Genomic DNA, 24,939 nt, shown 5'->3' on the forward strand with positions numbered 1-24,939 from the left:
AAAGCCTGACCAGAATGTGGCCAGGCTTTATCCGTTGGTCAAAGACATGCTTTACGGTGGGTGCTCATGCAGAGAAAAGAGATTGGCGGCATGGCATGCCTCGTACTGGCGGCCCTCATTTGGGGATTCGCATTCGTGTCGCAAGTGCAAGGCATGGACTCCACAACACCGCTGTTCTTCGGAACCACCCGATTCACCCTCGGATCCATCTCGCTGATACCGTTGCTTTGGGTTCGCCGCAGCACCATAGCGGAACAAGAGCGTAAACGCCGTGAAACCCAGGGAAAACCGTCCATCACCCTCGGCAACGGCGCAATCGTCGCCATGCCGAAATGGGCCGGCAATCCCATCGTGGTCAGCATCATCTGCGGAATCGTGCTTTTCACCGCAAGCACCGTCCAACAATACGGCATCCTTTACTCCGGATCGGCGGGACGATCTGGCTTCATCACCGCGCTATACATCGTCATGACTCCGCTGCTTGCCTTCGTCATACTGCGTCGACGAGTGCACCTCAGCGTCGTCATCAGCGTCGCCATCTCCGTTATCGGCTTTTACCTGCTGTGCGTCACCGACGGATTCGGATCCATCACCCTGGCGGACATGGTGCTGCTGTTCACCGCGGTTCTCTTCGCTGGGCACATCCTCGTCATAGACACCTTCGGGCGAGACATGGACCCCATCCTGCTTTCATTCGGGCAGATCACCACCACCGCGATCCTCAGTTGGATCGGCTCTATCATCGAAGGATCCATCGACTGGGCCGGTGCCGCGCAAAGTTGGATCGCCATCGTCTACGCGGGCGTCTGCTCCGCTGGCGTAGCCTATACGCTTCAGGTCGTAGGGCAACAACTTGTGACCCCGACCAGAGCGTCCGTGATCATGTCGCTCGAATCGTTCTTCTCCGCGGTCGGCGGCGCACTCCTGCTTGGCGAGATCATGACCACCCGAGCCTATATCGGCTGTGCGCTCATCTTCGCGGGCACCATACTTGCCCAGCTGCCCATCGACCAGCTTCTGCACGCGGTCAAATGCAGGCAGGCGGACGTCAATCGGCCTTAGGGGCCTCGCCAGCCTGAGGCGCGCCATTAATGTCGCGGTGGATGTTCTGCATCTGCGTTTCGATATTCTGCAGACTCCTCGCACAATCAAGCAGCGTTTGCGAATGCTCCGACAGCTTCGTGTCGGGCAGATCCGTCTTATAGCGCAGAGCGTGCTCCAAACTCGCCCAATAATCCATGGCGATAGTGCGGAACTGCACCTCCACAGGCGTGTAATGCGGTCCGGAAGACAGAAAAACAGGCACCGCGTAAATCACATGCAGCGAACGGTAACCATTCTGCTTCGGATTCTTGATGTAATCCTTCACGCGCAACACCTGAATATCGTTCTGGGCAGACAGATAATTCGATACTGAATACACGTCATCGCGATAATTGCAGATCACGCGAATGCCGGCCACATCAAACAGATTGTCTTTGATCGACTCCACCGTCAGCGGCAGCTCCTTACGTTCCAGCTTGCCGAGAATGGAATTGATGGACTTCAGCCTGCGTTCCATGTGATGGATGGGATTGTGGGAGAAACGTACCTGGAATTCGGAATCAAGAATCTCCAACTTGGTGCTAATCTCATACATCGCACCCTCGTACACCTGCATCTGATCGATGAACTCGGTGATCTGATTGGATGGCAACGAACCATCGTCGAAATTTATCGATTTCAATCGCGCTTGCAGTTCACTGGTATTGATGCGGCTCTGTCTATCAAGTATCACGGTTCCATAGTGTACCCAAAAGGGGCGTGGAAAACTGGAAAAGCGCTGAAAAAACGTTATTCCTTCAATCCTTCAACATGCCAAGCACAGTACGGCGCGTGCTGGGAATCCCTGCCGATAGCATGGAACACTATGAACGAAGACATGATGACCGAGGCGGAGCGCGCCTCGAAACTCGCGGAACCTACCGCAGAAGACACCGCCACGAGAGGCAAAGGCGTGTTCTATGTGCACACCCTCGGATGCCAGATGAACGTGCACGATTCCGAACGTATCTCAGGCGTGCTTGAAGCGGACGGCTACGTGCCCGCCACCGAGGGGCAATACCTCGACCATGACGTGGATCTCATCGTCATGAACACGTGCGCGGTGCGAGAAAACGCGGCGGAGCGCATGTACGGTACCATCGGCCTGTGGGCCGAAATGAAGCGCCAGCGCCCGAACCTGCAGATCGCAGTCGGCGGATGCATGGCACAGCTCGACCGTGAGAAAATCGCCAAAAAAGCGCCGTGGGTCGATGCCGTGTTCGGTACGAAGAACATCGGCTCACTGCCGCAGCTGCTCGATCAGGCACGTATCGAAGGCCATGCTCAGGTCAAGGTCAAAGAGGAACTCAACTACTTCCCAAGCCAGCTTCCCACCGACCGTGCGTCGAAGGTGTCAAGCTGGGTGGCCATCTCCGTCGGATGCAACAACACCTGCACATTCTGCATTGTGCCTACCACCCGAGGCAAGGAACATGATCGTCGCCCGGGAGACATTCTTGCCGAAATTCGCCAGTGCGTGGATGAAGGAGCCAAGGAAGTCACGCTGCTCGGCCAGAACGTGAACTCGTTCGGTTACGGCATCGGAGACCGTTTCGCCTTCTCCAAGCTATTACGCGCATGCGGTGAGATCGAAGGATTGGAGCGCGTGCGATTCACTTCGCCGCATCCCGCCGCCTTCACCGATGACGTGATCGCAGCCATGGCCGAAACGCCCAATGTCATGCACCAGCTGCACTTCCCGCTGCAGTCCGGATCCGACCGAATCCTGCGCGCCATGCGCCGGTCGTATCGTTCCGCGAAGTTCCTTGACATTCTGCGAAAAATTCGTGAGGCAATGCCGGATGCGCAGATTTCCACCGACATCATCGTCGGTTTCCCGGGTGAAACCGAAGAGGACTTCCAGGAAACCTTGCGCGTGGTGGAAGAGGCGAGATTCGCGTCCGCATTCACCTTCATCTATTCGCCGCGCCCAGGCACTCCGGCCGCCGAAATGGAGCAGGTGCCGCACGACGTGGCCCAAGACCGGTTCGAACGACTCGTGGCATTGCAGGAACGAATCACCGAAGAAAATCTCAAAACCTTCGAAGGCCGTGACGTCGAAGTGATGGTCACCGGCGCATCCGGCAAGAAGGATGCCGCAACCCATCGCGTCACCGGGCGAGAGAAAACCGGCGTGCTCGTGCATGTCGGTGTGCCCGAAGGCGAGCCAATGCCGCAGGTAGGCGATTTCGTGACCGCCACCATCACCCATGCGGGGCGCCACAATCTCATCGCCGATCCCGATTTGAAGGCGGGGCAGACCTATGCCGTTCGACACTGAGACTTCTGAAACAGCAGGCAAAACAGGGGATGCCGATCCTGCCTTGCAGCGTAAGGTCGTATCCATTGTCGGTCCAACCGCATCCGGCAAAACCGGGTTGGGCATTGCCGTCGCCAAAGCGTTGGCGCGCAAAGGCGAACAGGCGGAAATCATCAACGCCGACGCATACCAGATGTATCGGGGCATGGATATCGGTACGGCCAAAGCGAGCCCTGAGGAGCAGGCGCAGGTCAGGCATCATCTCATCGATATCATCGAACCGGACGATGCCATGTCCGTGGCGCGGTTCCAAGAGCTCGCCCGCGAGAAAATAGCCGAACTACAGGCCAGGGGAGTGCGTCCGATCCTTGTTGGAGGTTCCGGCCTGTACGCACGGGCGGCTATCGACGACATCTCCTTCCCCGGCACCGACCCGCAAGTACGCAAGGCGCTTGAGGAACGGGAGAAAGCCGAAGGTGCGGGCGCGCTGTTCGACGAGCTGAAGGCCAAGGATCCCGAAGCGGCGGCACGCATGGACCCGCACAATCCGAGACGAACCATCCGCGCGCTGGAAGTCATCGAAGTGACGGGACGTCCCTATTCGGCAAGCCTTCCGCACTATCGGTACGTCATTCCTACCGTGCAAATCGGTCTCGATCTGCCTCGGGAGGAACTGGACCGTCGCATCGACATTCGCACCAAGCAGATGCTCGAAGGCGGATTCATCGAAGAAGTGGAGCGCATACGCCCCAAACTGGGCATCACCGCAGCCAAAGCGCTCGGTTACCAGCAGGTCGTCGACTATTTGGACGGGTTGCGTGACCTGAACGACACGTTCATGGACATCGCACAGAAAACGAAGCGTCTGGCACGCAAACAGATGGGATGGTTCGGCCGTGACCCGCGCATCCACTGGCTCCAAGCGCTCAATCCGGCGCTGCTAGACAATGCGATGGCCATCATCGAGCATGCCGATGCAGGCGCCTACGACGCCATAGACGTGCAGGCGGACGCCTACACCCAGCATCATCTCGGAGACCTCGCCTGAAATGAAACCCCGCTGCCATATCGGCAACGGGGTTTCATTCGCAGTATCATGCCTCCCCTCTGCCTTAAGTTAGAAAATGTGTGCGATTCGAGGAAATGACATGTCATGGTTCATCCCATGGGTAAAATCATGACCGTTATGGCACGAACAGCATCTTCCAACACGAAATCCAGCGGCAAAAGATCCGCTGGCAAGGCCCGTTCCGGCGAGACCAAGGTCATGGACGCGGTCGAACCATCGCCAGTGATGGGCGTCTTGACCAAGTACAGGCGCGACATCGCATGTTTTGTTCTGGTGATTCTCGCGGTGCTGTTCTGCGCCTCGGAATGGTTCCGGGTGCAAGGTGCGTTCGGCCGGGCGCTCCATGCCATGGCCTCCGGATTGTTTGGCCTGATGAGCATCATTTTGCCGGTTTTCCTAATGCTAGTGGTGTTCAGCCTTATGCATAAGACCCAGCGCAAAAGCGACAATGCGCGTATGGCGACGGGATGGTCCATGATCTTGTGGTCTGTCTGTTCCATACTTGACGCGGCACTCGCGTCCGACATCCAAGGCTTCGATATGGCACTGCTGCAGAAATCGGGAGGATTGCTCGGCTACGTGCTTGGTTGCCCGTTGGCATGGGGGCTTTCCAAAGCATTTGCCATCGTTATTTTCGCGGTCGTCATTCTGTTTTCGCTGTTGCTGATCACCCGTACGCGGGTTGATGAGGTTCCCGACAAAATATGCGCGTTGATGTCCCGTTTTGGTTTCGGTGCAAATAAGACGGACGATGACGAGACTGAGCAATTCCCGAATGAGGTGCGCATCGGAGATACCACGCTGTCCTTTGCCGAGGGAGTGCCGGCGCATGATGGGACCGACGATGTGGCAGCCGAAGAGAAGAAACCGATGCTGTTTTCTCGCTTAAAGCAGTTGATATCATCAAAAACCAAGAAACAGGGCGCTCAGGGCGGACTCGAATACTATGACGGCGATGAGGCGTTTCGCAATGCCGCCGAACGACATGGCGAAACGGCGGAAACCATGCTTGACGAACCATATCAGAGTGTTTCGCAGCCGCGCAGCATTTCATCCAGCGAACATTCCGCTCAGGATTCTGGCGGAACCGTCGTCATGACTCAGATGCCTGTGGCGCGTTCCCTTTCGTCAGATCCGATCGGAATTGCAAGTGGCACCATGCCGAAAATTCCAGAAACCGTCCCTGCGATGGTTGGAGCGGTGCCATCCAGTGAAATCAAGTCAATCGGCGTGGCTGCGGACGATCCGTGGGCGGTCATCGATGAGAACGGCACATCCAACGGAACGCAGGTCATGGTCGATGCGGCGACCAACGAGGTCGTAGACGATCTGAATGGCGGTTTGAGAGAAGAAGGCGTTTCCGATGAATCCGACGAGATTCCGGAAGGCCCATACCATCTACCTGACCTCGGCATGCTGAAGCAAGGCGCACCGCACGCCGTGCACACGCCGGAGAACGATCGTGTGATTCGCGCGCTTACGGTCACCTTCCAGCAATTCAACGTCGATGCCAAAGTCATCGGTTTCCTGCGCGGTCCATCCGTAACCATGTACGAGGTGGAGCTTGGTCCTGGCGTGAAAGTGGAGAAGGTCACCAATCTGCAGAAAAACATTGCCTACGCGGTGGCCAGCTCCGACGTGCGCATCCTGTCGGTGATCGAAGGCAAGTCTGCCATCGGCATCGAAATACCGAACACCGACCGTGAAACCGTGGTGCTTGGCGACGTGCTTCGTTCGGACAAGGCAAGGAATGATCCGAACCCTATGCTCACAGGCGTGGGCAAGGATGTGGAAGGTCATTTTGTAACGGCCGACCTCACCAAGATGCCGCATCTTCTGGTGGCAGGCGCCACCGGTTCCGGCAAGTCCAGTTTCATCAACTCCATGCTGACATCTGTGATCATGAGGGCGACGCCTGACCAAGTGCGCATGATCATGGTTGATCCGAAACGAGTGGAACTGTCCGCTTACGCGGGCATACCGCATCTGCTGACCCCGATCATCACCGATCCGAAGAAGGCCGCGCAGGCGCTTGAATGGGTGGTCAAGGAGATGGATGCCCGCTACGGCGATCTTGAATTCTTCGGATTCCGCCACATCAAGGATTTCAATGCGGCCGTGCGTGCGGGCAAAGTGCATGCGCCGGCCGGGTCGAAGCGGAAGGTCGCCCCATATCCGTACATCCTGGTGGTCGTCGACGAGATGGCCGATTTGATGATGGTGGCCAAGAACGATGTGGAAAGCTCCATTCAGCGCATCACGCAGCTGGCGCGAGCGGCAGGTGTGCATCTGGTGCTCGCCACTCAGCGTCCGTCGGTTGATGTGGTCACCGGTCTGATCAAGGCGAATATTCCTTCACGGCTTGCTTTCGCGACCTCGTCCGCCACGGATTCTCGAGTCATCCTCGACTCCACCGGAGCGGAAACCCTGATCGGGCAGGGCGATGCGCTGTTCCTGCCGATGGGACAGGCCAAACCGTTGCGTGTGCAGGGCGCATGGGTCGACGAATCGGAAATCCGTCGTGCGGTGGAGTTCGTGCGCACCCAACGCAAGCCACATTACCGCGAAGATATCGAGGAAATGTCCAAGGAAGCCGACAAGAAGGCCATCGAACCGGATGAAGACATCGGCGGCGATATGGACGTGCTGTTGCAGGCGGCGGAACTGGTGGTCACATCGCAGTTCGGCTCGACATCCATGTTGCAGCGCAAGCTGCGCGTCGGATTCGCCAAGGCAGGACGTCTCATGGATCTGCTGGAGTCGCGTGACATCGTGGGGCCGTCCGAAGGGTCCAAGGCACGCGAGGTGTTGGTGCAGCCCCAGGACCTGCCGCAGGTGCTCGCCTTCATCAAAGGCGAGACCTCGTCGCTGAATTCGGCAGCTTCTTCGGCAGCGGATTCCGAAGAAGCGATGTGATCGGGGAACGCTCCGTATGAAACGCAAATTGGTAAGCAAGTAGAAGTGTCAGGGTAACGTGAACGGTATGGAAAAGCAAGAAGAACGCAAATCATCGTTGCTTGACGGCTGGAATGCGCCGCCGAACCTTGTCACCTTCTCTCGTATCATCTTGGTCATTGTGTTTTTGGTGTTGTACGCCAAAGCCGGCGCGTGGGGCGTGGACAACGTCACCATGCGTTGGGTTGCCGCGGTCATCTTCATCATCGCGGCATGCACCGATAAGCTTGACGGTTGGATGGCTCGCAAATACAACCAAGTCACTGAACTTGGCAAGCTGATGGATCCGATCGCCGACAAACTGCTCACCTGTGGCACACTGATCGTTGCCGCCATCTTCAACGAATTCGGTAATCCGGTGCTGGGATGGGTCGTGACCGCCCTGTTCCTGATTCGTGAGATCGGTATCACCATCATGCGCTTCTTCGTGATCGACACGGGCGGCAAGGTTATCGCCGCATCCCAGGCGGGCAAGTACAAGACGCTCTGCCAGTGCATCGGTCTGGCTATGTTGATGCTGCCGATGTGGAGCTTGGCTCCGAAAGGGTTTAACGACATCCCGATGTGGATGACCGTCTACTACATCATCACGTACGCGCTGATTTATCTTGCGCTGATTCTCTGCCTGTATTCCGGCGGCGAGTATCTGGTTAATACTTTCGGCGGTCGTAAGAAGCCCGCAGACAAGACCGGAAAAGAAACCAAGTAGGGTATTCATGGTTGAATCCTTGAACCAGACGGCTGCCGCCAACCAATCGCAATGCGATGAATTGGCGGCGGCCGTTCTTGCATATTGCGAAACCAATCGTTTCAAAATCGCGGCGGCCGAGTCGTTGACGGGAGGTTTGCTGGCCGATGCTTTCGTGCGTGTGCCGGGGGCGTCGAAAGTGTTTCTTGGCTCCGCCGTGACATACGACATTCGCGCCAAGGCGTCGATTCTTGGTGTGGATGCCGAGTTGTTGCGCCGAGAGGGGGCTGTCCATCCCGAAGTGGCGCGCCAGATGGCTTTCGGAACGGCGAGGCTGTACCGGCAGCGGGAGGACGGCGATTGTGTCGTCGGATTGTCGACCACCGGTGTTGCAGGTCCTGGACCTGACGGAGACAAGCCTGCGGGACTTGCCTACGTCGGCTGTTCCCTGCCGGACGGTTTTGGATCTGTTCGCTCCAGGCGAACGGAGGCTTTCGAGCTGCGCCTGCAGGGAGATAGGGAAAGCGTACGGCGTGGAGTCGTGCATTGTATTCTGCAAAAACTGAGGGAGCTTTCAGTGGATTCACAGGAATAATCTACAAAGATGAGTGTTGACCATAATGGACAGACGTACGCACGAAAAGGGGCTGATGAATGGAAACGATGACACTCACCGAAGAACAGAGGGAACTCAAGGCTATGGCCCCCGCAACCGCGCAGGCTGCCGGGGCTCGTGTCAGGGAACTCACACCAGCTCAGAGGCGTGCGGTGATGTTCGCGCAGCAGCAGGTGCTCCGTGCTCGTGCGGCCAAGAAAGCCAAGGACGAGCGTCAGGCCGCGTTGACGCGAATGTGGCAGGAAGAGGACTCCGAGCGTGTACGCACGCATGCTGTGCAGCATGCTCCGGAGCAGTCTGATGAGGCCAAGGAGGTTTCGTTGCGCGAGGCCATCGGTCATGTGCTGCGTGACCTGCGCACGCGAGACCATAGGACGCTTCGTGAGGTCAGCGAAAAGGCCGGTGTGTCGTTGGGGTACCTTTCCGAAGTGGAACGCGGGCAGAAGGAAGCCAGCTCTGAGCTACTGTCGTCCATCGCGCAGTCCTTGGGGTTGTCCACAGCCCAGATGCTTCGCATGGTGGCTGACTATCTTGATTCCGTGACTGTCTGATTTGTGGAATATGACATGATGACGCCCGGCGATTGTTCGCTGGGCGTTTCTCTTTTCGTATATAAATCAAGTCTGTGTACACTGGGGCGCGTGCAGGAACGTGAATTTTGGCAGTTGCTTGAGGAAGTGCTCGGACGTAGCTATGGTCGATCGTTGGCTCATGATCAGGTACTTGATCGCCTTGGCGGTATGACGGCGGTCGACGCGCTCAGTGCGGGCGAGGAGCCTCGAGTGGTCTGGAATGTGCTATGCGACCAGATGGGCATCCCGGATTCCCAACGTTGGGGCAAAGATCATAACGCGCCTCCCATGCCGGTTCGTTGAGTTTTTTCGAATACAACACACCTTTTCGAACAGATGTTCGCATGTTGGGATATAGTTATCCACAGACAACAACATAAACGGGCTGTTTCCAAATTCCTCAAGTCGCGTGAGAATGTTGATTTTCCAAGGAATGTTGGTTTATGACTCGTTGGATTGCATGTCTTCCGACCACAACGGTCGTTGGATTTGCAAGAACGAATGCTGTGGCCTTACGGTGAAGCCACCATTCGTCATAGTCGGCAGAAGGAGTAGTCATGGCACAGACGAGCGCGGCAAAGGGAGCCGCACAGAACAAGTCCGCGAACGGCATCGACCCGCGTCGTCAGGCCGCGCTTGATACGGCGCTTGCGCAGGTCGAGAAGAGTTTCGGCAAGGGGTCAGCCATGCGATTAGGCGATCGTCCCGAGCAGGATGTCGAGGTGATTCCTACCGGATCACTGGCATTGGATATGGCATTGGGCATCGGAGGTTTGCCGAAGGGTCGTATTGTGGAGATCTACGGTCCGGAATCCTCCGGCAAGACCACGCTGGCGCTGCATGTGGTGGCTAATGCTCAGAAAAACGGTGGGGTCGCCGCGTTCATCGATGCGGAGCATGCACTTGATCCTGTCTATGCGCGCAAGCTTGGCGTCGACACGGATTCGCTAATCGTCTCTCAGCCCGATAACGGCGAACAGGCGCTGGAGATCGCGGATATGCTGATTCGTTCTGGAGCGCTTGACGTGATCGTCATCGATTCCGTGGCGGCATTGGTGCCGAAGGCCGAAATCGAAGGTGAAATGGGCGACAGCCACGTCGGTTTGCAGGCGCGACTGATGAGCCAGGCATTGCGTAAGATGACTGGCGCTTTGGCTCAGGCGGGCACCACGGCCATCTTCATCAACCAGCTTCGTGAGAAGATCGGCGTGTTCTTTGGCAATCCGGAAACGACCACCGGTGGCAAGGCATTGAAGTTCTACTCGTCCGTCCGCATGGATATTCGTCGCATCCAGACCATCAAGAACGGCGACGAGGCTGTGGGCAACCGCACCAAGGTCAAGGTCGTCAAGAACAAGATGGCTCCACCATTCAAGACTGCTGAGTTCGACGTGCTGTACGGCGAGGGGATTTCCAAAGAAGGATCTGTACTTGACATGGCGTTGCAGGTCAATGTCGTGAAGAAGTCTGGATCGTGGTTCACGTATGGTGGCGATCAACTGGGGCAGGGGCGTGAGAACGTGCGTCAGTTCCTCAAAGACAACCCGGAGCTCACTGAAGAGATCGAGAATAAGGTGAAAGCCGAATTCGGCCTCATTGAGCCTACCGACCAATTCGCCGAGGATAGTGACGATGCGTCGGCGAAGGATGCCAAGGGCGAGGAAAAGGCGAAATCTGCTGCCAAGCCGGAAACGGCCAAGGGCGCGGCAAGGTCTTCCAAGACCGCCGACAAGGCATGACGTATGATCAGTGCCGAGCAATTTCTTGAACAGCAGGGCCTCCAGCCGGTATCGTCCGAGGCTGGGGGCCCTGCCCTTGCCTGCGGCGGGCGGCTGCAGGACGACCGAATCGAATCCGGCTGCGGACAGGTTTTGCGCAATGATGAAGAAGACACGCCGAAGCGTGCGCGACACGCACGACACGCAGGGCGTGTCGTGGTCGGCGTGTCGCGAACCCCTGACGATCCGAATAATCTGGATGCGTGCAGGGAGGCCGCCCTCCGGTTGCTTGATGCGGCGCCGCGTCCGTCAGGTGCGGTGAGGGAGCGACTCGTTGGCAAAGGGTACGCTCCTGAAATAGTGGACGATGTGATTGCCAGACTGATTCGGGTTCGTCTCATCGATGACGAGGCGTACGCCCAGTCCGCGGTGCGGTACTGCGCATCACGACTGATGGGGCATAGGGGAGCGGTTATGGAGCTCAAACGCAAAGGTGTGGACCGCCAGCTTGCGCAACGTGTGTGCGATGAGGCCGAATCCCAAGGCGTGTTCGCCGAGGCCGCATGGGAGCTGGGACGTCGGACGGCGAGAAAAACTGCTGGATTGGATGTCGAGGTGCGTAAAAGACGGTTCTGGAGTGCTGGTGGTAGGAAAGGCCATAATCCTGAAGTTCTGCGGGAAATCGCACAGGAATTGTTCGTCTGAAACGGCTGATTCGCATAGTGGCTATGCGGTTTTTGAACACTGTTTCGCCACGGGGATCGGTCGATGCGATAAGGGAGTGAGACCTCTTATACCCCGGGTTCTGTCGTGCCTTAGGCACGGATGGCCATCCATCTCGACCTGACGTTGCCGCCAGGCTCTAGCAGCCTACCCGAAGGCTTCGGGCGAGCAGCCCTCAAACGCCTTCTGCTTGGCCTTGCTCCCGATGAGGCTTGCCATGCGGCCGACTGTTACCAGTGGCCCGGTGGTCTCTTACACCGCCGTTTCACCCTTACCTACCGGTCGAAACCGATAGGCGGTCTGTTCTCTGCTGCGCTATCTCTCAGGTCGCCCTGGGCGGACGTTATCCGCCATCGTGCTCTATGGAGCCCGGAAGTTCCTCAACCGACGGATCGGTCGCGGCCATCAAGAGGTCTCAAACGCACTATGATAGCAAGAAAACGGACGAAAGGAAAATCAAAAAAACTTTATTTTTCTTTCGTCAACTTTTCAGTGAAATCACAATGTTGCGGCTACAATGTTGACTACCGAACAGCGAAGCAGCTGTTTGGTCCGTATATAGCGGGTAACACCGCTTGAGTCTAGGGAGGTCCACATGGAAATCGTCGTTACCGGACGTCATACGCAGATCAAGCAAAGGTTCCGTGACGTTGTCGAAAGCAAGATGAATCGTGTGACCGCTATCGCTCCGGATGCGCAGCGTGTTCAGATTGTGCTGTCGCATGAGGGCAATCCGCGTCAGGCCGATACTGCCAAGCGCGTTGAAATCACTGTCATCGCCGGTCGTACTGTGGTGCGTGCCGAGGCTTCAAGCGCCGACGAGTTCAGCGCTTTGGACATGGCTCTCGACAAGCTGACCCTCCGTCTGCGTCGCACCCGTGATCGTCGCAAGGATCATCGTCGTGGCTACAGCGATCCGGTCCCGGTTGATCTTGGCGTCGTCGAGCCGACTCCGGAAGTCGAGGAGACCGCTGAGGAAGAGGTCGAAGAGCCGAACAACAGCCCGGCCGACGCCGTCGCCGCCGAACTTGGTCCAGGCGAGTCCGTCGAGGTCCAGGTAGGCGACACTCCGATCGTCATCCGTCGCAAGCTGCATATCGCGGAGCCGATGACCATCGATGAGGCACTGTATGAGATGGAACTGATCGGACACGATTTCTTCCTGTTCGTGAACAAGGAAACCGGCCGTCCGTCCGTTGTCTACCATCGTCACGGCTGGAGCTATGGCGTCTTCGAGATCGACACCCCGGAGAACGTGGCAAAGTAAGACATGCAACATGGTTGGATAGGGAGATGATCTGACCGAACGGAGGCTCGCGCGTCGTACGTGCGAGCCTCTTTTCATGTTTGAGAAGGTGCTTTAAATGGCGGGAAGATGCAACACGCTGGAAATTACGTAAAATGGACGATGTTTTTCGAAAATCGCTAAATAGCGACTAGTCTCGGACAAGGTAACTCACATACACAAAGGGAGTGATTGTGGTAGATATCGTTGACAAAGCCCTGCGAATGGGCGAAGGCCGACAGATCAAGAAGCTTGAGCACGTCGCTCAGGCAACCAACGCGCTGGAGGACGAGATCGCAGCGCTCAACGACGAGGAGCTTAAGGGACAGACCGCCAAGTTCAAGCAGCGTCTCGACAACGGCGAATCACTCGACAAGCTGATGCCGGAAGCCTTCGCCACCGTACGTGAGGCGTCCAAGCGCACCTTGGGTCTGCGTCACTTCGACGTGCAGCTCATGGGCGGCGCGGCATTGCACTGGGGCAACATCGCCGAAATGAAGACCGGTGAAGGCAAGACCCTTGTGGCAACCCTGCCGGCATACCTGAACGCGCTTGACGGCCAAGGCGTGCATGTCGTCACCGTCAACGACTATCTGGCAAGCTATCAGGCCGAACTCATGGGCCGTGTCTACCGCTTCCTTGGCATGAGCACCGGCTGCATCATCACCAACCAGAAGCCGCCGGAGCGCCGCAAGCAGTACAACGCCGACATCACCTACGGCACCAACAACGAGTTCGGTTTCGACTACCTGCGCGACAACATGGCGTGGGAAAAGTCCGATTTGGTGCAGCGCGGCCACCACTTCGCCATCGTCGATGAGGTTGACTCCATCCTCATCGACGAGGCCCGTACCCCGTTGATCATTTCCGGTCCGGCCGAAGGTGACGTGACCCGTTGGTACCGCCAGTTCGCACGTTTGGTGCTCAAGCTCACCCGCGACGAGGATTATGAGGTCGACGAGAAAAAGAAGGTTGTCGGCATTCTTGATCCAGGCATCAACAAGATCGAGGATTATCTCGGCATCGACAACCTGTACGAGCCGAACAACACCGCGCTGATCGGCTACCTGAACAACGCCATCAAGGCCAAGGAACTGTTCCTGCGCGACCGCGATTACGTGGTGACCGGCGGCGAGGTGCTCATCGTCGACGAACACACCGGCCGTATCCTGCCGGGTCGTCGCTACAATGAGGGTCTGCATCAGGCCATCGAAGCCAAGGAAAACGTGGAAGTCAAGGCTGAGAACCAGACCTTCGCCACCATTACCCTGCAGAACTACTTCCGTATGTACGACAAGCTGTCGGGCATGACCGGTACTGCAGAAACCGAGGCTGCGGAGTTCATGGGCACTTACAAGCTGGGTGTGCTCCCGATTCCGACCAACAAGCCGATGATTCGCGAAGACAAGGACGATCTGATTTTCCGTACCAAGAAGGAGAAGCTGGCCGCCATCGTGCGTGATGTGGCCAAGCGCCACAAGAAGGGCCAGCCGGTGCTGCTGGGTACCGCTTCCGTGGAATCCTCTGAAATCGTGTCGTCCCTGCTTGACGTTGCCAACATTCCTCACCAAGTGCTGAACGCGAAGCAGCATGACAAGGAAGCCGCCGTCGTGGCCGTCGCAGGCCGTAAGGGCGCCGTCACCGTGGCTACCAACATGGCAGGCCGTGGTACCGATATCATGCTCGGCGGCAACGTCGAATTCCTCGCTGATGCGAAGCTCAAGTCCGAAGGCTACTCTCCGGATGACACTCCGGACGAGTATGAAAAGCGTTGGCCGGGCACCCTGGCCGAAATCAAGGAGCAGGTCAAGGACGAGCATGAAGAGGTCGTCGAGCTCGGCGGTCTGTACGTGCTTGGTACCGAGCGTCACGAGTCCCGCCGTATCGACAATCAGCTGCGTGGCCGTTCCGGACGTCAGGGCGATCCGGGCGAGTCCCGTTTCTATCTGTCGCTCGAAGACGATCTGATGCGTCTGTTCAACACGCAGCTCGTGGCTCGCGTTATGGCCAAGGGCATGCCGGAAGGCGAGCCGATCGAGGCGAAGAGCGTTTCCAAGGGCGTGCGCACCGCGCAGAAGGCCGTGGAATCGCGCAACTTCGAAATCCGTAAGAACGTGCTCAAGTACGACGATGTGATGAACAAGCAGCGCACCGTCATCTACGCCGAGCGTCAGGCCGTACTGAAGGGCGAGGACATCCACGAGGATATCCTCAAGTTCATCGACGATACGGTATTGAGCTACATCAAGGGCGCCAACAAGGGCTCTGACAAGCCGAAGGATTGGGATTGGGAAGGCCTGTTCAAGGCTCTGAACGCCGTGTACCCGATTGCCGTCGAACCGGAAGCGGCCAAGGATGCTGTCTCCAAGCTCAAGGGAGACAAGGCCGTCGTGGCCTTGCAGGAGCTTATCGTTTCCGACGCCAAGGACCAGTATATCGACTTCGAAGGCAAGCTTGGTGAAGAGGGTCTGCGCCAGCTGGAACGTCGTGTCGTGCTCGCGGTTCTTGACCGCAAGTGGCGTGAACACCTGTATGAGATGGATTATCTCAAGGATGGTATCGGGCTGCGTGGCATGGGCCAGCGTGATCCGCTGGTCGAATACCAGCGCGAAGGCTACCAGATGTACAACTCCATGATCGAAGCGATCAAGGAGGAGACCATCCAGCTGCTGTTCCATGTCGATATCGATCGTGTCGCCACCACCGAAGACACCGATACCGAATCCGACGAGGATGAGGCCGTGAACGCGGCTGAAGCGGTGATGGGACTGGAAGGCGAGACCGAACCTACCGGCGAAATTGCTCCTGCCGAGCCGGAAACCGATGATGAGTCCGAAAAGACCGTCATCGACGAACTGGCCGACGAGCAGAAGAACGAACCTGGCATCGTTGGCATGCAGCCGATCAGCCACGCCGAAGGCAAAGTTCCGGCCAACAAGCGTCCGAAGAGCGCGGAATTGCACTCCCCATGGGCGGATGGCCGTACCTTCCCGGGAACTGGCAAGAACGCCCAGTGTCCGTGTGGTTCCGGTCGCAAGTACAAGATGTGCCACGGACAGAACGAGCAGTGACGCATGAGATAGTGCGTTGATGATTCGCGCATGGCGAAGGCGGTCTGCGGATTTTTCGCAGACCGCTTTTTTAATTCGTTCTTTTGCCATCTGATATACGTGAGATCAATATCGGAATTGTCTGTGCATTTTATAAGTGGGACGGTTTGTGTAATCATCTGTTCGTGATATGGACGTTGGAAAACCAAGAAACGTAGACCCGATACAATAAGCGGCATCATACAACGATATGACGTGCCGAAGCGTCAAGGAGGGCATCATGGACGAAATCACATGGAAGTCGATCCTCACTAAGCTGGTCGGAGGGGACCATCTAAGCGCCGAGGAATCCGAGTGGTTCGTCGATGACCTTATGAACGGCAACGCCAATCCGGCGGACGTTGGCGCGGTCCTGGCAACTCAGCAGCAGCTCGGCTTGACCTCGGGCGAGGTTCGCGGAGCGGCCAAAGCCATGATAGACCACGCCATCAAGCTCGACATTGAGGGGGAGACCACTGACATTGTCGGCACTGGTGGTGACGGTGCTGCAACGGTGAACCTATCTTCCATGGGTGCGGTGGTGGCTGCCGCCTCCGGAGTGAAAGTCGTGAAGCATGGCAATCGCGCAGCCTCTTCCAAGTGCGGCACCGCCGATTGCTTCGAGGCGTTGGGACTGCCTCTTGATCTGGATCCGGAGCAGGTTGCCCAAGTTGGCAATGAGTGTGGCATCGCTTTCGCTTTCGCACGTACCTTCCATCCGGCGATGCGTTTCGTTGGTCCGATTCGTGCCGCGCTGGGAGTGCCCTGCGTGTTCAACGTGCTGGGTCCACTGACCAATCCTGCCGCTCCGAAGCATATGGCGGTCGGTTGCGCCAATCGCAAGATGAGCCCGATTATGGCCGAAGTATATGCGGCGAACGGTCAGACCGGTATGGTCTACACCTCCAACGAAGGTTTGGATGAGATGGCTCCGACTGGCCCGGTGTCCGTCTGGGAGTTCGAGGACGGCAAGGTCACGGAAAATGAATTTGATCCAACCGTTGAACTCGGTCTCGCCAAAGTGACCGTTGCCGACCTCAAGGGTGGTGAACCGGAGCTTAATGCCCAACTATTCCGTGACTTCCTCGCAGGCAAGGACGTGCCGTTCCGCACTACCGCTCTGCTCAATGCGGCATCCGCGATTGTCGCCGATGGACATTTGGTGCCAACGGAAGCCAGCCTCGCCGATCGTTTCAAAGCGGCCTACACCATCGCCGAAGAGACCGTCGACTCCGGCAAGGCATCCGCGTTGCTTAATCAATGGATCGCCACCGCTCAGTCGAAGAAAAATGCCTGATTCAAGACTTTCTGATCGGTATTTACCAATAACTGAATAGCAAATGCGTGTGTGGCATCGAAATATCCGGTGCCGCACACGCATTTTTCTGATGCGAGGCTTTCGATATGGAAATTCTGTTGCCGGGATTCTTATGATGTTATGAGAATATGCGCGGTGGAGAAAGGACCGAAATCAGACCCTCGCGCCATCATCAAACTCATCAAAGCGAGTCTGCGAGTGTCCTTTGTGCTGCACAATAAGCCCTGCAGCGCCAACCAATGCACACAAGCCGAAAATCGACCCCAGAATCGCCGCCAACGCAGGCATGAACACGGAAGCGATGATACCAGCGACACCGACGACCAAAAGCACCCAGAACACCAGTTTCGATATCTTGACATGCCCGATTTCAGGATTCGGAGGCACGAAATCATCTCCATAACGGTCCATCATGCTATCGGTGTCCAACCAGCTGGAACCCGTGAAATCGCGTGGTCCACGATTTTGCGGCATATCGTCGGTGAATGTGCCCTGATCTAGATCCTGAATCGATAGCAGCGCCTCTTTTTCGCGTCGCTGCGCATGCTTCTCGAAACGCTTCGCACTTCGCGAGTGCTCCACGGCCTTCAAATCGTCGGCATGGGAACTGGCGAACTCTGCCCAAGCGGCATCCAGATCGTTCGCATCAGAGGAGGGAACATTCCCTCCATCATGCGACTCGGCATTTGGGTGTTCTTCATCGGCATTGCTATTGTTGAGGTCAGTCATACTGATAACTTTAATCAAGCGGATGCCCATCCGCTGGGAGGACCGTGAAGAATGCTCTACTGGTTTTTCGTTAAAGGCCTAGGACCGATCGCCATCCACCGTTTGGGGCCGACCGCAAAAGGGCTTGAAAACATTCCTCGCGAAGGCGGTGCCATCATTGCGGCCAACCATCTTGCCGTCATCGACGATGCACTGTTGCCACTGACCAGCCCACGCATGATTCATTTCATGGGCAAAGCCGAATATTTCGAAGGTAAAGGCATCAAAGGCAAGTTCAAGAAATGGTGGTTTACATCCGTTGGCGTGTTTCCCGTGGACCGTTCCGGTGGCTCCAAGTCGTTGGGCGCGTTGAACCATGCCCGTGAAATCATTGAGGACGGCCACCTGTTCGGCATCCACATCGAAGGCACCCGCAGTCCTGATGGACGTCTCTATAAAGGCCACACCGGTGCGGCGCGTCTGGCATTCGAAACCGGATGCCCGATTGTTCCGACCGCCATCATCGGCTCCCGAGAATTGCAGAAGCCAGGGCAGGTCATTCCCGACAAAGGCAAGACCACGGTGATTTACGGCAAGCCAATCGAGGTCGAAAAAAAGCCGGTGGATCAGATTACGCACGATGATCTGCGCTCGCTCACCGACCGTGTGACCATGGAGATTCAGAAGATGAGTGGTCAGGAATATGTGAACGAATACGCGCAGAAGGTCAAGGAACTGCTGAAGGCGACCAAGAAAGCAGAAGAGCAACCGAAGCAGGACTGAATTTCGTCGTTGCCGCGCAACCGCAAAGATGGTTAGAAAGCGGAGGCGGAACGCCATCAGTGAGCCCATCCAAGAAACCGGATGGGCTCACTTTATTGTAGGGAAGCACGTTGCCGTATCCGGCGGTTCCCTTACGTTTTAGAACAGTGAGGAATACATTTTCAATGTGATGGTGGTCGGGGTTCCATTTTCGTCTCGGATACGTACTTCGGTACCGCCTACCGGATCCTGCGAAGAGACCTTCTTATCTTGGCTGGCGTCCAATGTGAGCTGCGAACTCACTTTAACCGTGAATCCAAGCTTCTCCAACGCAGCTTTGGCGTCAGAGGCTTTCTGCCCCACATAATTCGGCAGGGTTATGGTTTCCGGTCCCTTGGAGACCACTACGTCGACGCTATCTCCCCAATGCAGCGTATCGCCGCTGTTTACGGAAGCGGAAATCACCTGACCCTGTGGAATCTTATCGTCGAAGGATTCCGTCCAATTGGCGGTGAGCTTGAGATTATTCATCGCCTGCTGCGCCTCACCCTTCGTCTTGCCGACGATATCAGGCATGGTTACTGGCTTTGGTCCCTGCGATACGGTAACGGTAATCGTCGTATTATGTGGCAATGTGGCACCGGGATCCACGCTTAACGACAGCAACGCCCCTTGCGGCACCTCAATGGAATACGTGTCATCGGAAGCGGCGGTCTGCTCGACATTATCGAATCCGGCCTTCTTCAACGCATTGATCGGATCCTTGCCGGAAGCGCTGGTCGCGTCGAGAATGTCGGCGGGAACCGTCGCCGGCCTGACTCCCTTGGAAACCACGACCTTGACCTTCTGGCCGCGACGCTTGCTGCCACGATCGCCGACATTCGCCGGATCGGTGGAGATGATATCGCCTTCCGCTACGGAATCGCTATACTCTTCCGACACTTCGTATTCGATATCGGAAACCTTCAGCAGACTCTCATAATCACTCCATTTCACACCGGTGATGGGGCAGGCCACGGAATCACTGCACGACATGCCATCCGGCTGAGGCATGGTCCAATAACTGCCGGGGCCTTGGTAATACCACCATGCCCAGCCGCCTGCGCCGCATGTCAGAAGAAGTGCAGCCACACCTGCGACGATAAGCGGCGTATGATGCTTTTTCGAAGATTTGTTCTTTCCCACATTGCCGTAATCGCCGTTCTGCACGACAGGGGATTGTGACGTCGTGCCGTCGTCTGAGGCATTGGCGTCTACATCCGGCGGCAACGATAAGCGCGTTGTCGCCTCGGGATCAACGTTCTGCTGTTGCACCGGCATGACGGTCGTCATGTTCGGTTTGACCCTGTCCAGTTTGCGTGTGCGATCGTCGAATTGTTGCGTCGGCGGAGCAGGGGGAGCGGGCGGGGCCGGATTACCCTCATTCATCGGAGCACCGGCATCTTTCGCTTGTGTGATATTGGGCGATACGTTGACGTTTGCCGCGGGAAGCTTATACTGCCAATCGCTGACCGCGAGCATGGATTGCAGTCGCTGCAGCTCGGCCAATGCGGCGGAAGCGTCTGCGGGGCGTGCTTCGACCGCGCGCGCCGTGAGGTGAGCGATGAATGCAGCCACATGGGCATTGATGCCCCCACAGGCGGTAACGATGCTTGGCACATCCTCATGAACATGCTTGAATACCAACGTCACCGGATTGTCCGAAGTGAACGGCACCTTGCCTGCGAGCATTTCCCAAGCCATGATGCCTACTGAGTACAAGTCGCCCTGAGGCGTGGCCTGATTCTTCTCAATCATTTCCGGCGCCAGATATGCGGCCGTTCCAAGCAGGACGCCAGTGGAGGAAAGCGTTGCCTGTGAAACCGTTTTGGCCAAACCGAAATCGGTGATCTGCACGTGGCCGCGGTTGTTGAGCAGAATGTTCTCCGGCTTGATGTCGCGATGCACCACGCCCGCGCGGTGTGCGGAAGCAAGGCCATCCAACGTTTCGCCGATGATACGCAACGTTTCACGAACGCTGAACGTGCCTTGCTGGTTCATCTCGTAGCGCAGATTCACGCCGTGAACATACTCCATGACGAGGTAGTCAAGACCGTCGAATTCGCCGGTGTCATACACTTGCACGATATGCGGATTGGCGATGGCGGCCGCGGAGCGTGCCTCGCGGTGGAACCGCTCCACGAATTGGTCACGGTGCGGCCCCTGAGCCAGCTGCGTATGCATGATTTTGATGGCGACAGTGCGCCCCAAGCGCTCGTCTACCGCCTGGTACACCGTGGCCATGCCGCCATCGGCGATTCTGCTGACGACCCGATACCGGCCTTCGATGACCTGACCTTCGGGGGCATGTGGAGCTTCACTCATGGTTGATTGCTGCGGTTCCTTCTTCAAAACGCTTCACGCTGAACGTGTTCTCATTTGTAGTCTACAAGCAGAGGTTTGCGGATTATGCAACGACCGTGCGTCCTGTCCGGAGACTGGTCAGAAGATACGCGGATCTCGTCACGCATTTGCACGTATGTCAGGTACGAAACGTGCGCAGGCCTCGACGAGCGGCGATTTGCGATACTCAGAAAGATCAAGCGCATCGATAGCCGATTTCGACGCATGCCACAGATCTGCGATTCTGTTGCGGGATCGCGCGATGGCTCCCGTCTGTCCAAACAGTTCAATGGCGCGTTGCACTTGAGTCTCGGAACGCGAATCGGCTTCCCACATGTCGATAAGCTCACGTCGTTGCCCATCATCCGCAGCGTTGATGGCATCGGCGAGAAGCACGGTACGCTTGCCTTCGCGAATATCTCCGCCAACAGGTTTTCCGGTATTCCTGCTTGATCCGACAACGTCCAAAAGGTCATCCGCAAGTTGGAACGCCAAACCGAGCGGCAAGCCGACCGCCACTGCGTGCCTTCGAGCATCATCCTTGCTTAAACCAGCGGCAAGCATGCCGAATTCCAAAGGGGCGATGGTGGTGTAGCTGGCAGTCTTCCAACGGAATACATTCAACGAAGCCTCCACCAGTTCGTTCGGATCGTCCAACGAGTTGAGCTCCACCGCCAAATCGAGTATCTGGCCAACCTCGACCTCGCGATGCATATTAAGCAACGCCGCAACCACATCGGAACCATAAGTAAGCTTGGATGCGGCCTTATCCGCGATATCCACGCTCGCCGTGGCCAACATGTCGCCGAGCATGATACCCAAACCATGACCGATAGCCTCACTATGCGTATCGGTGGAAAACGCACGATGCGCGGATGGCTTGCCGCGCCGCAGATCGGAATCATCGATGATGTCATCATGCACTAGGGCGCCGGTCTGAAAAACCTCCACGGCACACGCCAAATCAAGTAGCGCATCGAAATCGCGTTCCAGCACATCCTTCGAAGCGAACGCGCGGAACGAATCCAACGTCAGCAAGGCGCGAAGCCGCTTGCCACCCTCACTCGAAGTGACCGCCTGCGTGGCGACCATGTCTGCGATAGGCCTGCAGGAAGAGGCAATCGAATCGTCCGCATGAGGGAACGCAAAATCCTTCACTAACGAAACAATGCGTGATTCAATCTGTTCCAAATCGGAGGAGCTAGTCATACCAACAGTTATCCACAGGCATTCGACAAGACCAAATCTCAATGATTGCAATAGTTGTGGCAGCGAAACCATTTTGCGAAACGCCGAAAGACCCATCCTCCGACCACAGGCCTCGAAAAACAGCGCATCGCCTCGACGCATCAGGCATAGTGCCATACAAGCGGCGCGCAGAGAAGCCGATCAATCATGCCAAGGAGGACAGAACAATGACAGCCAACAGGACCGTACACATCACCGGAATGGAAATGAAAGAAACCATCAACCAATTCGAACAAGATTGCCGATTGAATGGCACGCGCAAAGCGGTACACTCCCTCATATCGGAGGCGTTCCTCATATGGATGGACGCACTCGAACAGGCGTCGGTGGAGAACGACGAGCCATGGCGAGTAGGCGTGACACGTACCGAATGCAGCCTCGATAGGGACACGGTCATACGAATTACAGTGGGCATGGGCGAAATGCTGTCCATACGCGATGCGTTCCTCATCTCCGCCATAGTCGACGAGCAACGCGCCAGTCGGGAGTTCCTTATGGATTTCGCCGAACGACCCAAGCAGTCCATCAACGCGCAACGTTTGGAACAGCTGCTCAGCGATTCATTCCGTGATCCCCTAGCCAGACCCGATATGAAACGTTGCGATCAGGCGATCAACATGCTGTTCGACATTATCGATATGATTCCGAAGACATATCGGGCGCAGCCGTTCGCCGTAATCAGCTACATCATGTGGTGGATGGGGCAGGAAGGCGCCATGGCAGCCGCCATCAGCGCGCTCGCGATAGATGATCAATGTTCGCTGGCGGCGATCGTATGTTCGGCGGTCGAACGGCATATCGGGCCTGCCTGGACATCGGAAACCTAAGGCAACACGCCGTAAAGTGGCGTGACTTGCGCGTGAAGGCCTCATTATGCGGGAATAATCGTCCTTGCAAGATGGTTTACTCACATAGTTGACGATTTGCCCTTGCCAGAAGTGGGTCCTTGTGGTATACGCTTCTGGCAGGATCAATAGGAGGATAAGTTTGGCCACCAAGGAAACGACGGCAAGCATGGAACAGGCTGATCTGACCGAAAAGACCACCTCCACGAAGAAAGCCGCTACGCGTAAGGCCTCCACCAAGAAAAGCGCAGCGAAGAAAACCACCGCAACGAAGACCCCTCGCAAGACTACCGCGAAGAAGAGCGCCCCTGCCAAGAAGGAGGAGCCGCTCGAGGATGATGCACTTGACGATGAGGACGCTCAGGTAGACGACGCCGATCTTGACGATTTCGACGCCGATCTCGAGGACGTCGATTCGGATGGTGACGACGATCTCGATGATGACGAGGAATCCGAGCCGGAGGATGACGACGAGGATGAGGAAGAACGCAAGAAGCCGGAAGAGCCCAAGGAAAAGGGCGCTTTCGTGGTGCGAGACGATGACGATGATGAGAATCTGACTCCGTCCGGCAATCCGAAGCGTCGTGTGATCGCAGCAGGAGCGACCGCCGATCCGGTCAAGGATTACCTGAAGCAGATCGGTCGAGTGAGCCTGCTGAACGCGGAGCAGGAAGTCGACCTGTCCGAGCGTATTGAGGCTGGTCTGTATGCCCAGCACCTGCTGGACACCGAATCCGACCAGATGGATTTCAAGCGCAAGCGCGAGCTTAAGTGGGCCGCAAACGATGGCAGGCGCGCCAAGGACCACCTGTTGGAGGCTAACCTGCGACTCGTGGTGTCGCTGGCCAAGCGCTACACCGGACGTGGCATGCTGTTCTTGGATTTGATTCAGGAAGGCAACCTTGGTTTGATTCGAGCTGTCGAAAAGTTCGATTGGAAGAAGGGCTTCAAGTTCTCCACCTACGCCACGTGGTGGATTCGTCAGGCCATTACCCGAGCCATGGCCGATCAGGCGCGTACCATTCGCGTGCCTGTGCACATGGTCGAAGTGATCAACAAGCTATCCCGTGTGCAGCGCCAGATGCTTCAGGACCTTGGTCGTGAACCTACGCCGGATGAGCTTGCGCGCGAGCTTGACATGCCGGTCGAGAAGGTGCAGGAAGTGCAGAAGTACGGTCGTGAACCTATCTCCCTGCATACTCCACTGGGCGAGGACGGCGATTCCGAGTTCGGCGATCTGATCGAAGATACCGACGCCATCGCGCCATCCGATGCGGTTGCTTTCTCGCTGTTGCAGGAGCAGTTCAGGCAGGTGCTTGAGACGCTGTCGCCGCGTGAAGCCGGTGTGATCAAGATGCGTTACGGCTTGGAAGACGGACAGCCGAAGACACTCGACGACATCGGCCGTGTGTATGGTGTTACCCGTGAGCGTATTCGCCAGATCGAGTCGAAGACCATGTCGAAGCTGCGCCACCCGTCTCGTTCGCAGACGTTGCGTGACTTCCTTGATCAGTGATCAGACGATACATATGTGAATGAAGTCGAGAAATCCGGCGGGAATGTCGAATTTCTCGGCTTCTTACGTCTACAAGACGTTTTTATGTTTTTGAAAGACCGA

At 56.7% G+C, this 24,939-nt stretch carries 20 protein-coding genes and 1 other RNA gene; 16 read left to right on the forward strand and 5 right to left on the reverse strand.

From position 1 onward, the window contains the following. Positions 1-66: 66 nt before the first annotated feature. Positions 67-1,062, forward strand: coding sequence for a DMT family transporter (locus tag WMO36_RS06400; RefSeq protein ID WP_349077170.1), 996 nt, complete (start codon positions 67-69; stop codon positions 1,060-1,062). Here WMO36_RS06400 and WMO36_RS06405 read toward each other — a convergent pair. After that, complete coding sequence (locus tag WMO36_RS06405; protein WP_099571274.1) at positions 1,049-1,777, reverse strand: GTP pyrophosphokinase; 729 nt, start codon at positions 1,775-1,777, stop codon at positions 1,049-1,051. The genes WMO36_RS06400 and WMO36_RS06405 overlap by 14 nt on opposite strands. 132 nt (positions 1,778-1,909) lie before the next feature. Between WMO36_RS06405 and miaB the strand changes: the two genes are divergently transcribed. From miaB to WMO36_RS06450, 9 genes are all read left to right on the forward strand, one after another. Further along, on the forward strand, positions 1,910-3,364 hold the full coding sequence (gene miaB / locus WMO36_RS06410; RefSeq protein WP_180753701.1) for a tRNA (N6-isopentenyl adenosine(37)-C2)-methylthiotransferase MiaB: 1,455 nt from the start codon (positions 1,910-1,912) through the stop codon (positions 3,362-3,364). Between the two features lie 43 nt (positions 3,365-3,407). Beyond that, on the forward strand, positions 3,408-4,391 hold the full coding sequence (gene miaA, locus WMO36_RS06415; RefSeq protein WP_099571497.1) for a tRNA (adenosine(37)-N6)-dimethylallyltransferase MiaA: 984 nt from the start codon (positions 3,408-3,410) through the stop codon (positions 4,389-4,391). Between the two features lie 138 nt (positions 4,392-4,529). Next, entirely contained in the window at positions 4,530-7,328 is a 2,799-nt protein-coding gene (locus tag WMO36_RS06420) for an FtsK/SpoIIIE family DNA translocase (protein ID WP_349077172.1), read from the forward strand. 67 nt (positions 7,329-7,395) lie between these two features. Then, complete coding sequence (gene pgsA / locus WMO36_RS06425) at positions 7,396-8,076, forward strand: CDP-diacylglycerol--glycerol-3-phosphate 3-phosphatidyltransferase (protein ID WP_144164026.1); 681 nt, start codon at positions 7,396-7,398, stop codon at positions 8,074-8,076. A 7-nt stretch (positions 8,077-8,083) separates the two neighbouring features. Beyond that, positions 8,084-8,650 (forward strand): CinA family protein, encoded by a 567-nt coding sequence (locus WMO36_RS06430; RefSeq protein WP_099571272.1) that lies wholly within the window; start codon positions 8,084-8,086, stop codon positions 8,648-8,650. A gap of 59 nt (positions 8,651-8,709) precedes the next feature. Next, positions 8,710-9,222, forward strand: a complete 513-nt coding sequence (locus WMO36_RS06435; protein WP_144164028.1) for a helix-turn-helix domain-containing protein — start codon at positions 8,710-8,712, stop codon at positions 9,220-9,222. A 90-nt stretch (positions 9,223-9,312) separates the two neighbouring features. After that, the gene (locus tag WMO36_RS06440; RefSeq protein ID WP_180753391.1) at positions 9,313-9,546 is read left to right on the forward strand and encodes a DUF3046 domain-containing protein; all 234 of its coding nucleotides are present in this window, start codon (positions 9,313-9,315) and stop codon (positions 9,544-9,546) included. 254 nt (positions 9,547-9,800) lie between these two features. Beyond that, a complete protein-coding gene (gene recA, locus WMO36_RS06445) occupies positions 9,801-10,982 on the forward strand; it encodes a recombinase RecA (RefSeq protein ID WP_144164030.1) in 1,182 nt (393 codons plus the stop codon). A 3-nt stretch (positions 10,983-10,985) separates the two neighbouring features. After that, on the forward strand, positions 10,986-11,666 hold the full coding sequence (locus tag WMO36_RS06450; RefSeq protein ID WP_099571269.1) for a regulatory protein RecX: 681 nt from the start codon (positions 10,986-10,988) through the stop codon (positions 11,664-11,666). Between the two features lie 73 nt (positions 11,667-11,739). Here the strand turns inward: WMO36_RS06450 and rnpB are convergent. Next, positions 11,740-12,102, reverse strand: an RNA gene (rnpB, locus tag WMO36_RS06455) — RNase P RNA component class A. A 177-nt stretch (positions 12,103-12,279) separates the two neighbouring features. Here rnpB and hpf point away from each other — a divergent pair. From hpf to trpD, 3 genes are all read left to right on the forward strand, one after another. Next, a complete protein-coding gene (gene hpf / locus WMO36_RS06460) occupies positions 12,280-12,951 on the forward strand; it encodes a ribosome hibernation-promoting factor, HPF/YfiA family (RefSeq protein WP_099571268.1) in 672 nt (223 codons plus the stop codon). A gap of 212 nt (positions 12,952-13,163) precedes the next feature. Continuing rightward, the gene (gene secA, locus WMO36_RS06465; RefSeq protein WP_349077173.1) at positions 13,164-16,040 is read left to right on the forward strand and encodes a preprotein translocase subunit SecA; all 2,877 of its coding nucleotides are present in this window, start codon (positions 13,164-13,166) and stop codon (positions 16,038-16,040) included. A 259-nt stretch (positions 16,041-16,299) separates the two neighbouring features. Next, positions 16,300-17,355 carry an anthranilate phosphoribosyltransferase gene (trpD, locus tag WMO36_RS06470; RefSeq protein WP_349077174.1) on the forward strand — a complete coding sequence of 352 codons (1,056 nt, stop codon included), beginning with the start codon at positions 16,300-16,302 and terminating at the stop codon, positions 17,353-17,355. Positions 17,356-17,529: 174 nt separating this feature from the next. Here the strand turns inward: trpD and WMO36_RS06475 are convergent, their stop codons facing one another. Further along, entirely contained in the window at positions 17,530-18,105 is a 576-nt protein-coding gene (locus tag WMO36_RS06475) for a hypothetical protein (RefSeq protein ID WP_099571493.1), read from the reverse strand. 51 nt (positions 18,106-18,156) lie between these two features. Between WMO36_RS06475 and WMO36_RS06480 the strand changes: the two genes are divergently transcribed. Further along, entirely contained in the window at positions 18,157-18,867 is a 711-nt protein-coding gene (locus tag WMO36_RS06480; protein WP_099571265.1) for a lysophospholipid acyltransferase family protein, read from the forward strand. A 138-nt stretch (positions 18,868-19,005) separates the two neighbouring features. Here WMO36_RS06480 and WMO36_RS06485 read toward each other — a convergent pair whose 3' ends face one another. Both WMO36_RS06485 and WMO36_RS06490 read right to left on the reverse strand, forming a co-directional pair. Then, on the reverse strand, positions 19,006-21,210 hold the full coding sequence (locus WMO36_RS06485; protein WP_349077175.1) for a Stk1 family PASTA domain-containing Ser/Thr kinase: 2,205 nt from the start codon (positions 21,208-21,210) through the stop codon (positions 19,006-19,008). A 138-nt stretch (positions 21,211-21,348) separates the two neighbouring features. Next, positions 21,349-22,437, reverse strand: a complete 1,089-nt coding sequence (locus tag WMO36_RS06490; RefSeq protein ID WP_154035295.1) for a polyprenyl synthetase family protein — start codon at positions 22,435-22,437, stop codon at positions 21,349-21,351. 206 nt (positions 22,438-22,643) lie between these two features. Here WMO36_RS06490 and WMO36_RS06495 point away from each other — a divergent pair, with 206 nt between their 5' ends. Together WMO36_RS06495 and WMO36_RS06500 are read left to right on the forward strand one after the other, a co-directional pair. Continuing rightward, a complete protein-coding gene (locus WMO36_RS06495; RefSeq protein ID WP_250779286.1) occupies positions 22,644-23,303 on the forward strand; it encodes a DUF4192 domain-containing protein in 660 nt (219 codons plus the stop codon). Positions 23,304-23,490: 187 nt separating this feature from the next. Next, positions 23,491-24,837 (forward strand): RNA polymerase sigma factor, encoded by a 1,347-nt coding sequence (locus WMO36_RS06500; protein ID WP_236824317.1) that lies wholly within the window; start codon positions 23,491-23,493, stop codon positions 24,835-24,837. Positions 24,838-24,939: the final 102 nt, after the last annotated feature.

The organism is Bifidobacterium hominis (assembly GCF_040095915.1).
In the GTDB taxonomy this organism is placed as follows: domain Bacteria; phylum Actinomycetota; class Actinomycetes; order Actinomycetales; family Bifidobacteriaceae; genus Bifidobacterium; species Bifidobacterium hominis.

Excerpts from the sequence above, each read along its gene's own strand:
- WMO36_RS06400 (WP_349077170.1), top strand. The coding sequence starts at position 67 with ATGCAGAGAAAAGAGATTGGCGGCATGGCATGCCTCGTACTGGCGGCC.
- miaB (WP_180753701.1), top strand. The coding sequence starts at position 1,910 with ATGAACGAAGACATGATGACCGAGGCGGAGCGCGCCTCGAAACTCGCG.
- WMO36_RS06420 (WP_349077172.1), top strand. The coding sequence starts at position 4,530 with ATGGCACGAACAGCATCTTCCAACACGAAATCCAGCGGCAAAAGATCC.
- pgsA (WP_144164026.1), top strand. The coding sequence starts at position 7,396 with ATGGAAAAGCAAGAAGAACGCAAATCATCGTTGCTTGACGGCTGGAAT.
- WMO36_RS06430 (WP_099571272.1), top strand. The coding sequence starts at position 8,084 with ATGGTTGAATCCTTGAACCAGACGGCTGCCGCCAACCAATCGCAATGC.
- WMO36_RS06435 (WP_144164028.1), top strand. The coding sequence starts at position 8,710 with ATGGAAACGATGACACTCACCGAAGAACAGAGGGAACTCAAGGCTATG.
- recA (WP_144164030.1), top strand. The coding sequence starts at position 9,801 with ATGGCACAGACGAGCGCGGCAAAGGGAGCCGCACAGAACAAGTCCGCG.
- WMO36_RS06450 (WP_099571269.1), top strand. The coding sequence starts at position 10,986 with ATGATCAGTGCCGAGCAATTTCTTGAACAGCAGGGCCTCCAGCCGGTA.
- hpf (WP_099571268.1), top strand. The coding sequence starts at position 12,280 with ATGGAAATCGTCGTTACCGGACGTCATACGCAGATCAAGCAAAGGTTC.
- trpD (WP_349077174.1), top strand. The coding sequence starts at position 16,300 with ATGGACGAAATCACATGGAAGTCGATCCTCACTAAGCTGGTCGGAGGG.
- WMO36_RS06475 (WP_099571493.1), bottom strand. The coding sequence starts at position 18,105 with ATGACTGACCTCAACAATAGCAATGCCGATGAAGAACACCCAAATGCC.
- WMO36_RS06480 (WP_099571265.1), top strand. The coding sequence starts at position 18,157 with ATGCTCTACTGGTTTTTCGTTAAAGGCCTAGGACCGATCGCCATCCAC.
- WMO36_RS06485 (WP_349077175.1), bottom strand. The coding sequence starts at position 21,210 with ATGAGTGAAGCTCCACATGCCCCCGAAGGTCAGGTCATCGAAGGCCGG.
- WMO36_RS06490 (WP_154035295.1), bottom strand. The coding sequence starts at position 22,437 with ATGACTAGCTCCTCCGATTTGGAACAGATTGAATCACGCATTGTTTCG.
- WMO36_RS06495 (WP_250779286.1), top strand. The coding sequence starts at position 22,644 with ATGACAGCCAACAGGACCGTACACATCACCGGAATGGAAATGAAAGAA.
- WMO36_RS06500 (WP_236824317.1), top strand. The coding sequence starts at position 23,491 with ATGGAACAGGCTGATCTGACCGAAAAGACCACCTCCACGAAGAAAGCC.